Annotated in this window: 9 protein-coding genes; 2 read left to right on the top strand and 7 right to left on the bottom strand. The window is 69.2% G+C overall.

What is annotated here, in order from left to right; all coding sequences use genetic code 11:
- Nucleotides 1-78: 78 nt before the first annotated feature.
- From TSO5_RS25975 to TSO5_RS25965, 3 genes are read right to left on the bottom strand one after another with little or no spacing between them, the layout of a single operon-like run.
- Nucleotides 79-1,362 (bottom strand): Zn-dependent hydrolase, encoded by a 1,284-nt coding sequence (locus TSO5_RS25975; RefSeq protein ID WP_109154347.1) that lies wholly within the window; start codon nucleotides 1,360-1,362, stop codon nucleotides 79-81.
- A gap of 24 nt (nucleotides 1,363-1,386) precedes the next feature.
- On the bottom strand, nucleotides 1,387-2,673 hold the full coding sequence (gene preA, locus TSO5_RS25970) for an NAD-dependent dihydropyrimidine dehydrogenase subunit PreA (protein ID WP_109154346.1): 1,287 nt from the start codon (nucleotides 2,671-2,673) through the stop codon (nucleotides 1,387-1,389).
- Nucleotides 2,674-2,690: 17 nt separating this feature from the next.
- Complete coding sequence (locus TSO5_RS25965) at nucleotides 2,691-4,001, bottom strand: NAD(P)-dependent oxidoreductase (RefSeq protein ID WP_109154345.1); 1,311 nt, start codon at nucleotides 3,999-4,001, stop codon at nucleotides 2,691-2,693.
- Between the two features lie 343 nt (nucleotides 4,002-4,344).
- Here TSO5_RS25965 and ogt point away from each other — a divergent pair, with 343 nt between their 5' ends.
- Nucleotides 4,345-4,917 carry a methylated-DNA--[protein]-cysteine S-methyltransferase gene (gene ogt / locus TSO5_RS25960; protein ID WP_109154344.1) on the top strand — a complete coding sequence of 191 codons (573 nt, stop codon included), beginning with the start codon at nucleotides 4,345-4,347 and terminating at the stop codon, nucleotides 4,915-4,917.
- Nucleotides 4,918-5,014: 97 nt separating this feature from the next.
- On the opposite strand, the gene bdcA is transcribed toward ogt, so the two are convergent.
- Nucleotides 5,015-5,728, bottom strand: a complete 714-nt coding sequence (gene bdcA, locus TSO5_RS25955) for an SDR family oxidoreductase (protein WP_109154343.1) — start codon at nucleotides 5,726-5,728, stop codon at nucleotides 5,015-5,017.
- Nucleotides 5,729-5,801: 73 nt separating this feature from the next.
- Here bdcA and TSO5_RS25950 point away from each other — a divergent pair, with 73 nt between their 5' ends.
- Nucleotides 5,802-6,404: a TetR/AcrR family transcriptional regulator gene (locus tag TSO5_RS25950; protein ID WP_109154342.1), complete on the top strand. Its 603-nt coding sequence runs from the start codon at nucleotides 5,802-5,804 to the stop codon at nucleotides 6,402-6,404.
- Between the two features lie 21 nt (nucleotides 6,405-6,425).
- Here TSO5_RS25950 and TSO5_RS25945 read toward each other — a convergent pair whose 3' ends face one another.
- From TSO5_RS25945 to TSO5_RS25935, 3 genes are read right to left on the bottom strand one after another with little or no spacing between them, the layout of a single operon-like run.
- Nucleotides 6,426-7,346, bottom strand: coding sequence for a sugar kinase (locus TSO5_RS25945; protein WP_109154341.1), 921 nt, complete (start codon nucleotides 7,344-7,346; stop codon nucleotides 6,426-6,428).
- A 43-nt stretch (nucleotides 7,347-7,389) separates the two neighbouring features.
- Nucleotides 7,390-8,373 carry a DMT family transporter gene (locus TSO5_RS25940; protein WP_109154340.1) on the bottom strand — a complete coding sequence of 328 codons (984 nt, stop codon included), beginning with the start codon at nucleotides 8,371-8,373 and terminating at the stop codon, nucleotides 7,390-7,392.
- 41 nt (nucleotides 8,374-8,414) lie between these two features.
- Complete coding sequence (locus TSO5_RS25935; protein ID WP_109154339.1) at nucleotides 8,415-9,938, bottom strand: altronate dehydratase family protein; 1,524 nt, start codon at nucleotides 9,936-9,938, stop codon at nucleotides 8,415-8,417.
- Nucleotides 9,939-10,095 lie beyond the last annotated feature (157 nt).

Here is a 10,095-nt window from a genome sequence, read left to right as displayed (position 1 = left end):
CCCCCCCCCCCCGGGAGAGGGTCAGGGTGAGGGGGATGCGTTGCGGGACCTTTGTGGAAATCCTGCCGCGTCTCCCCCTCACCCAACCCTCTCCCCGGGGGGGAGAGGGCTCAATTCAGCCATGGCGTTGGCGCGGTCGAGCACGGCGTGCAGCAGCACCTCGCAGCCGGCGGTCGACCATTCCGGGGTCGTCTCCTCGACCTCGTTGTGGCTGATGCCGTCGATGCAGGGGATGAAGACCATGGCGGTCGGCGCGACCTTCGACAGGTAACAGGCGTCATGGCCGGCGCCCGAAACGATGTCGCGGAAGCTGTGGCCGGTGCGCTCCACCCCCTTGCGGACGGCGGCGACACAGGTCTCGTCGAACTTGATCGGGGCGTAGTACCAGATCTGCTGGAAGTCGGTCTCCAGCCCGATCTCGCCGGCGATGCGCTCGACCTCGGCGCGCAGTTCGCCGTCCATGGCGGCGAGGATGGTGTCGTCGGGATGGCGGAAATCGACGGTGAAGAAGACGCGGCCGGGGATGACGTTGCGGCTGTTGGGATGGATCTGCATCAGCCCCACGGTGGCGCAGGCGAGCGGGCCGTATTTCATGCCGATGCGGTTGACCGCGTCGACGACGCGGGATGCGCCCAGCAGCGCGTCCTTGCGGCGGACCATCGGGGTCGGGCCGGCATGGGCCTCCTGGCCGGTGAAGGTGATCTCGTACCAGCGCTGGCCCTGGCAGTCGGTGACGACGCCGATGGTCTTGCCTTCGATCTCCAGGATCGGACCCTGTTCGATGTGGGCCTCGAAATAGGCGCCGACCTTGCGGCCCCCCACCTCCCGGTCGCCGGCATAGCCGATGCGTGCCAACTCCTCGCCCATCGTCTTGCCGTCGAGGTCGGCGCGGGACAGGCCGTAGTCGAGGTCGAACACCCCGGCGAAGGCACCCGACGACACCATGGCCGGGGCGAAGCGCGAGCCCTCCTCGTTGGTCCAGACCGCGACCTCCACCGGGGCCTCGGTGACGTAGTTCATGTCGTTCAGGCTGCGCACCACCTCCAGCCCGGCCAGCACGCCATAGACGCCGTCATACTTGCCGCCGGTTGGCTGGCTATCGAGATGGCTGCCCATGATGACCGGGGGCAGGCTGTCGTCGCGGCCGGGGCGGCGGGCGAAGATGTTGCCCATTTTGTCGACGGAGACCGTGCAGCCGGCCTCCTCGCACCAGCGCACGAACAGGTCGCGGCCCTGTTTGTCGAGGTCGGTCAGCGCCAGCCGGCACACGCCGCCCTTGGGCGTGGCGCCGATCTGCGCCATGTCCATCAGGCTCTGCCACAGGCGCGAGCCGTTCACGGCGACATTCTGCGGGGTGGACATGTTGCTCTCTCCTGAACGTCGTTCTTATTCGGCGGCGGCTTCGGGGACGCGCATCGGGTTGCGGGCGTCGTTGGGCCATGTGACGTAGGGCAGGTTGTTCTGCTCCGGCACCATGGTGATGCAGTCCGGCACCGGGCAGACATGGCTGCACAGGTTGCAGCCGACGCACTCCTCGTTGACCACGGTGAAGACGCGGCGGCCCTCGCCTGCGTCGATGCGGATCGCTTGGTGCGAGGTGTCCTCGCAGACGATGTGGCAGCGGCCGCAATCGATGCACAAGGCGGGGTCGATCACCGCCTTGGTCGAGAAGTTCATGTTCAGGTCGTTCCAGTTGACGACGTTGCGCACCGCACGGCCGCTCAGCTCGTCCAGGCTGCGATAGCCCTTCTCGTCCATCCAGTTGGACAGGCCGCCGATCATGTCCTCGACGATCTTGAAGCCGTAGGTCATGGCGGCGGTGCAGACCTGGACGTTGGTGGCGCCCAGCGCCAGGAACTCCGCCGCGTCGCGCCATGTGGTGATGCCGCCGATGCCGCTGACCGGCATGCCGCTTGTGTCGGGGTTGCGGGCGATCTCCGCCACCATGTTCAGCGCGATCGGCTTCACCGCCGGGCCGCAATAGCCGCCGTGGCTGCCTTTGCCGTCGACCACCGGGGTCGGCGCCATGGCGTCGAGGTCGACCGCGACGATGGAGTTCACGGTGTTGATCAGCGACACCGCGTCGGCGCCGCCGCGCTTGGCCGCTTCCGCCGACCATAGGATGTTGGTGATGTTGGGGGTCAGCTTGACGATCACCGGCAGGTTGACGGCGTTCTTCACCCAGCGGGTGACCTGTTCCACCATCTCCGGCACCTGCCCGATGGCGGAGCCCATGCCGCGCTCGCACATGCCGTGCGGGCAGCCGAGGTTGAGTTCCAGCCCGTCGGCCGCACCGGTCTCGGCGACGCGGCGGGCGAGGCCGGCCCAGGCAGCCTCCGTCATGGTCGCCATCAGCGAGACGACCATGGCGCGGTCGGGCCAGTCGCGCTTGACCTCGATGATCTCGCGCAGATTGACCTCCAGCGGCCGGTCGGAGATCAGCTCGATGTTGTTGAAGCCGATCATCCGGCGTTCGGTGTCGAGATGCGCGCCATAGCGGCTGGAGACGTTGACCACCGGCGGGTCCTCGCCCAGCGTCTTCCACACCACACCGCCCCAGCCCGCCTTGAAGGCGCGGACGACGTTGTAGGCCTTGTCGGTCGGCGGGGCGGATGCCAGCCAGAAGGGGTTGGGGGAGCGGATGCCGGCGATGGTGCTGCGAAGATCGGCCATGATGTGGCTCCCTTTCCTCAGGCGGTCAGGTGGCTGTGGATGGCGAGGGCGGCGAGCTTGCCGTCCTGCACCGACTGGACCGTCAGATCCTCGCCCGTGGCGACGCAATCGCCGCCGGCCCAGACCTCGGGCAGCGTGGTGCGATAGGCATCGTCGATGGCGATCTTGCCGCCAGTGATCTGAAGGCCGTCGAGCGCGTCGGCAGTCAGCTTCTGACCGACAGCTTTCAGCACCATGTCGGCCTGGAGGGTGAAGGTCTCGCCGGTGCCGGTTAGCGTGCCGTCGCTCAGGCGGGTGCGCTCAAAGGTGATGGTGGTGTCGCCGATCTCTTTGGGCGCGGCGAAGGTCTTGAGGACAACGCCTTCGGTCTGGGCCAGCTCCTGCTCCCAGGCGGTGGCGCCCATCTGGGCCCGGCCGCGGCGGTAGACCAGGGTGACGTCCTCCGCACCCAGACGCTTGGCCTGGATGGCGGCGTCGATGGCGGTGTTGCCGCCGCCGATCACCACGACGCTGCGGCCGACGGCGGGCGGCTGGCCGGGGGGAGCCTGACGCACACGCTCGATGAAGGCGGTGGCGTCCTCGACTCCTGAGCGCTCCTCGCCGGGGATGCCGAGGCGGTTGTTGGACCCCAGGCCGACGCCGAGGAACACGGCGTCGAAATCGGCGCGCAGGCTGTCGAGCGACAGGTCGGCGCCCAGCCTGCGGCCATGCTCCACGCTGATGCCGCCGACGCCGAGGATGAAGGCGACCTCGCGCTGGGCGAAATCGTCGGCCATCTTGTAGGGGGCGAGGCCGTATTCGTTGAGGCCGCCGGACTTCGCCTTGGCCTCGAACACCGTCACTTCATGGCCGAGCGTGGCGAGGCGGTGGGCACAGGACAGCCCGGCCGGGCCGGCGCCGACCACGGCGACGCGCTTGCCAGTCGCGGCGGCGCGCGGGAAGGGGTGGGCCGGTTCGCCATCTATCAGTCGGTCGGTGGCGTGGCGCTGCAGCCGGCCGATGGCGACGGGGCGGTCCTCCGCCCGGTTGCGGACGCAGGATTGCTCGCACAGCGTCTCGGTCGGGCAGACCCGGCTGCAGGTGCCGCCCATGATGTTCTCCGACAGGATCGTCGTCGCGGCGCCTTTCAGGTTGCCGGTGGCGATCGAGCGGATGAAGGCGGGGATGTCGATCCCGGTCGGACAGGCCTTGATGCAGGGCGCATCGTAGCAGAACAGGCAGCGGTTGGACTCGGCCAGCGCCTGCACCGGCGTCATCGCCGGGGTCAGGTCGGTGTATGGTGAGGCGCGGTCATCTTCGGCGGTGGCGAGCGTAGCGATCAGGGTCATGGCGGATGGCTTCCCTTCGGTCGCAGAGCGGCGTGTCTACCGAAGTGTCAGCAACCCGCGTGCCAAGAGAACCAACCAGCACTGCCAAGGCACAGAGGCGGCGGAAAAGCTGACTGTTCGGTCAAGAACTGACGATATGGACAGGCATGGCGTCATCATGCCAGCCATGCGGATTGCACGCAACTCAGCCTTTTGGCGCCTCTTTTGGCGGCGATACGCAAGAAATGGATGGAAGGCGGGAAGAGCGGGAACAGGAAGTTGCGCCGTTTCAAAGGGTTGCATTCGGCACCCGCTGCCTTCAATTTCGGCAGCGCGCCTATGCAACAGGGATAGGGGGGCCACCATGCCTGTTCCGTCCAGCCTGCTGATCGACCGTACCGCCACGCCCATCGGCGAGCTGATCGTGGTCGCGGACACCGACGGCGCTCTGCGCGCCATTGACTGGACCGAGCATGAGGACCGGCTGCATCGCCTGCTGCGCCTGCACCATCAAGGCGGTTACGAGCTGCGGCCGTCCGCCGATCCGGGTGGGCTGACGCGGGCGATGGATGCCTATTTCGCGGGCGAGCTTGCGGTGATCGACCGGCTGCCGGTGCGCACCGGCGGGACGCCGTTCCAGCGCGCGGTGTGGGCAGCGCTGCGCGGAATTCCCTGCGGCGGGACCATTTCCTACCGCGAACTGGCGGCACTGGCCGGACGTCCGGCGGCGGTGCGGGCGGCGGGGCATGCCAATGGCGCCAACCCGATCAGCATCGTGGTGCCCTGTCACCGGGTGATCGGCTCCGGCGGGGCGCTGACCGGCTATGGCGGCGGGGTGGACCGCAAGCGCTGGCTGCTGGCGCATGAGGGGGTTCCCTCTCCCGTCCCGGGAGAGGGAAGGGGTCCGCCGCGAAGCGGTGGGAAGGGTGAGGGGTGATCCAAGGAACCATGCGGTTCTGGAGTTTTGCATTCCCCCTCACCCTCCCCGCCTTTGGCGGGTCCCCTCCCTCTCCCGGGGCGGGAGAGGGACGTCGTCAGGCGCCGAAGCCGCCGTCGATGGTCTGGAACGAGCCGGTGATCATCGCGGCATGCGGGCCGGCGACATAGGCGGTCAGTTCGGCGACCTCGTCGGCGTGGATGTGGCGTTTGATGGCCATGAAACTGTGCATCGCGGGCGCCATCGGCCCGTCGGCCGGGTTCATGTCGCTGTGGGTCGGACCCGGCTGGATGGCGTTCACGGTGATGCCGCGGTCGCCGAAATCGCGGGCGAGGCCGCGCACCATGCCCTGGACCGCCGATTTGGTCAGCGCGTAGGCAGCTCCGCCGGCAAACGGCATGCGGTCGCCGTTGACCGAGCCGATGACGATGATGCGCCCGCCGTCGTTCATGCGCCGGGCCGCTTCGACCGCCGCGTGGTAGGGCGCCCGGACGTTGATGTCGATCATCCGGTCGACCGCGTCCGGATCGAAGGTCAGCGGATCGCCGAGGATCGCCGTGCCGGCATTGACGACCAGAACGTCCAGCGCGCCGCGGTCCGCCACGGTGGCGATCAGGGCGTCGCGATCGGCGCTGTCGGTCTGGATGGCCTCCGCGCCGGTTTCGGCGGCAAGCGCCTCGGCGGCGTCCTTCGACCCGGCATAGGTGAAGGCGACGGTGCCGCCGCCCTTGGCGAAGCGGCGGACGATGGCCTTGCCGATGCCGCGGCTGCCGCCGAGGACCAGGATCTTGCGGCCGGTGAACTCACCCATGATGCGCTCCTTGAGAAAATGTAGTGAGCGCTATATAAATTCGGGCAGGGGGTTTGCGCAAGGAGAAATTATAGTGAGCGCTACAGAATCATCCGGAACGCGCGGACGGCGGCGGTCGTTCGATGTGGACGAGGCGGTCGAAACCGCGATGAAGCTGTTCCATGCGCGCGGCTACGACGCGGTGGGCGTCGCCGAACTGGGGGCGGAGCTGGGGATCAAGCCGCCGAGCTTCTATGCAGCCTTCGGCAGCAAGGCCGGGCTGTTCGAGCGGGCGCTTCAGCGCTATGCGGCGGGGGAGGCGAACATCTTCGCCCGTGCGCTGGCCGACGGCGGCGGCGTGGCCGAGGTGATCGAGCGCACGCTGCTGCTGGCTGCGCGGCTCTATCCGGAGCGCAACGGGGTGGCGGGCTGCCTCGTGCTCGATGGCGCACGCAACAGCGCCGACCCGGAGGCCTGCGCGCTGGCCGAGGCGCTGAGAAAGGCCGGCGTGGCGGCGATCCGGGACTTCATCGCCACGGTGGAGCCGGAGCGGGCCGACGCGCTGGCGGATTTCGTGGCGATCGCGATGAAGGGGATGTCGGCGGCGGCTCGGGACGGTGCCGACGAGGCGGCGCTCACCGCCTTCGCGCGGATGGCGGGCCGCGCCTTCCGCCGCGAACTGGCGGCGGAAGGGTGACTTGGACGATTGCGCCGGCGGTCAGGCCGGCATCGCCTCGCGCGGGATGATGGCGCCGCGGTGCTGGATGACGGCGGCGGCCAGCTTGTGGGCGGCGCGGGCGGCGTCGGCCGGACCCTCGCCGCGCAGGCGGGCGGCGAGATAGCCGGCGCTGAAGCTGTCGCCGGCCGCCGTGGTGTCCACCACCGTGGCGACCTTCTGCGCAGGAACCTCGACGGCCTCGCCATTCTCGATCACCACGCAGCCGGGCTGTTCCAGCTTCAGCACGATCTCGGAGACACCGGCGTTGCGGACGCGGGCCAGCACGGCGTCGGCATCGGCGTCGCCATAGAGGTCGCGCAGGTCGGTGACGCCGGGCAGCGCGATGTCGGTCAGCCGCAGCATGCGGTCGAAGGCGGCGCGGGCAGTCTCAAGATCCGGCCACAGGCGCGGGCGCCAGTTGGTGTCGAACGCCACCTTGCCGCCGTGCGCGCGGACCCGTTGCAGCACCTCGAACAGCCGCTCGCGGCCCTGCTCGCCCAGGATGGCGATGCTGATGCCGGAGAGATAGACGATGCCGTAGCCCTCCAGCGCCTTGGACAGCTCCGGCGTCTGGGGCAGGGCGAACAGCTCGCGCGCCGGAGCGCGGTCGCGCCAGTAGAGGAAGCGGCGCTCGCCGCTGGCGTCCGTCTCGATCAGGTAGAGGCCGGGCAGGCGGTTCGGCACGCGCAGCACATGGCCGGTGCCCACCCCTTCGGCGGCCCAGGCGGCGATCATGTCCTCGCTGATGGTGTCGTCGCCGAGTGCGGTGACATAGTCGACCGGCGTGCCCAGACGCGCCAGATAGACCGCGGTGTTCAGCGTGTCACCGCCGAACCCCATGGTCAGCGACCCGTCCGGCCGCCGGAACATCTCGATCATGCATTCGCCGAGGGCAGCGACGCGGTTGGGCGTGTCGGTCATGCTTCTTCTCCGCAAGCCGGGGAACGCCCCGGCGACTTCTTGTTCATGCCGCCGCAGCGCGGCGTTCCCGTGCCCGCATGCGTTCGCGGTGCGCGGTGTAGAGGCCGCTGGCGATGATCACGCCGGTGCCGACGAAGGTCCAATGGTCGGGCACCGCGCCGAAGACGAGGAATCCCAACGCGGTGGACCAGATCAGCTGCACATAGGTGAAGGGCGCCAGCACCGATGCCTCGCCCTGGCGGTAAGCCAGGATCAGCAGCCATTGCGACAGGGTGTAGACCAGTCCGATGAAGACCCCCAGCAGCATCTCCCACGGCGTCGGCCATGCCGCGTGCAGGGGAAGCAGCGCCGTCAGCACGATCAGGCCGGTCAGCGCGCTCCACACCATGGTGGTCAGCGGGTTTTCCTGCACCGTCATCTTGCGCGTCGCCACGAGGCCGAGTGCCCAACTGAAGGCGGTCAGGATCGGCAGCAGCGAGGCCGGCTGGAATCCTTCCGCCCCCGGCCGGATGACGATGATGACGCCGGCCAGCCCGACCAGCAGCGCCGCCCAGCGGCGGATGCCGACCTTCTCGGCCAACAGCAGGATCGACAGCACGGTGACGAAGACGGGGGAGACGAAGCTGATCGCCGCGGCCTCGGCCAGCGGCAGATGCTGCATCGCCATGATGAAGAACAGCGCCGAGCCCAGCATGCCCAGACCGCGCACGACCTGAAGCCCCGGCCGCGTCGTCCTCAGCACCCGGAGCGAGCCGCCGCGCAGCGCCAGCGGCATCACCAGCGCGGTGAAGACGACATAGCGCATCCAGGCGATCTCGGCCGGCGGCAGGGTCCGGCCGAGATATTTCGCCGTGGCGTCGGAGCAGGACAAGCAGGCCACCGCCAGCACCACCAGCAGGATCGCCCGCATCGGCTCCGTGCCCTTGGACGCCGATCCAGTGGGCTGGATCGGGGTCTGCGGCGCGTTGACCGGCTGGGGGCCGGGATCGCGGTGGGGGCCAGAGGGAGGGGTGGAACTGTCGGGCATGGTGCCGGCTCGTCTACGGTCATGAAAAAGGGGCGGACCCCTTACATAACCGCTCCCATCTGCCAAGGGGCGAACTCATCGGCGCCGACGCCGAGTTCCTCGCTCTTGGTCTTGCGGCCCGACGCGGTGTCGAGCACCAGCTGGAAGATCGCGCGGCCGACCTCCTCGATCGAGGCGTCGCCGGTGGCGATGGCGCCGCAATCGATGTCCATGTCGTCCGGCATCCGGCGGAACAGCGTGCTGTTGGTCGCCAGCTTCAGGCTGGGCGTCGGCTTGCAGCCGAAGACGGAGCCGCGGCCGGTGGTGAAGCACAGCACGTTGGCGCCGCCCGCCACCTGACCGGTCGCCGACACCGGGTCGTAGCCGGGGGTGTCCATGAAGACGAAGCCCTTCTCGGTGATCGGCTCGGCATAGCGGTAGACGGCGGTCATCGGGGTGGTGCCGCCCTTGGCGACCGCGCCCAACGACTTTTCCAGGATGGTGGTCAGGCCGCCCTTCTTGTTGCCGGGCGAGGGGTTGTTGTTCATCTCGCCGCCGGTGCGGCTGGTGTAGTCCTCCCACCAGCCGATGCGCTCGACCAGCGCCTCGCCCACCTCGCGGCGGACGGCGCGGCGGGTCAGCAGATGCTCGGCGCCATAGACCTCCGGCGTCTCGCTCAGCACGGCGGTGCCGCCGTTGCGGACCAGCAGGTCGACGGCATAGCCCAGCGCCGGGTTGGCGGTGATGCCCGAATAGCCGTCGGAGCCGCCGCATTGCAGCGCCAGCGTCAGGTGGCTGGCCGGCAGGGTCTGGCGGGTGACGTCGTTGACCTCCGGCAGCAGCGCCTCGATCCGGCGGATGCCCTCGCGGGCCGCCGCGGCGGTGCCGCCCATGTCCTGGATGCCGATGGGAATGACGCGGGCGCCGGCCTCAAGCCCGGTGGCCTCCATCAGCTTGTCGATCTGGTTCACCTCGCAGCCGAGACCCAGCAGGATCACCGCGGCGAAGTTCGGGTGGCGGGCGTAGCCGGCGATGGTCCGGCGCAGCGTGTCCATCACCTCGCCGCTGCCGGCCATGCCGCAGCCGTAGCCGTGGGTCAGCGCGACGACGCCGTCGATGTTGGGGTAGGCGGCCAGCGCGGACCCGCGGAAATGGTCGGCGATCATCCGCGCCGCGGTGGCGGAACAGTTCACCGAGGTCAGCACGCCGATGTAGTTGCGGGTGGCGACGCGGCCATCCGGGCGAACGATGCCCTGGAAGGTGGCGCGCTCGGCCTCCGGGATCGGCTCGACCGGGTGGACGTCGGCGCCGAAGGCATAGTCGCGCTCGAAATCACTGCCCATGCCCATGTTGTGGACGTGGACATGGTCGCCCGGCTGGATCGCCGCGGTGGCGAAGCCGATTACCTGATTGTACTTGCGCACCGGCTCGCCCAGCGCGATGGCGCGCACCGCGACCTTGTGCCCGGCCGGCACCGGCCCGGTGGTCGCGACTTCGGTTCCCGGCAGAAGGGTGGCGGGCTCCAGGTCGGCGCCGGCGACGACGACGTTGTCGGCGGGGTGCAGGCGGATGGTCAGCGATGCCATGGGAAGATGTCCTTGAGGAGACGTGATGCCGCGATATCCCCTCTCCCCCCCGGGGAGAGGGTTAGGGTGAGGGGGACGCACAGCGAGGATTCTCGGGATAGGCACGCCGTGCATCCCCCCCCCCCCCCCCCCCTCCCCCGGGGGGGGGGGGGGGGTT

This window comes from Azospirillum sp. TSO5 (genome assembly GCF_003116065.1).
Taxonomy (GTDB): domain Bacteria; phylum Pseudomonadota; class Alphaproteobacteria; order Azospirillales; family Azospirillaceae; genus Azospirillum.
Note: the sequence above shows the minus strand (reverse complement) of the source record. Positions and strands in the feature narration are given on the sequence as shown.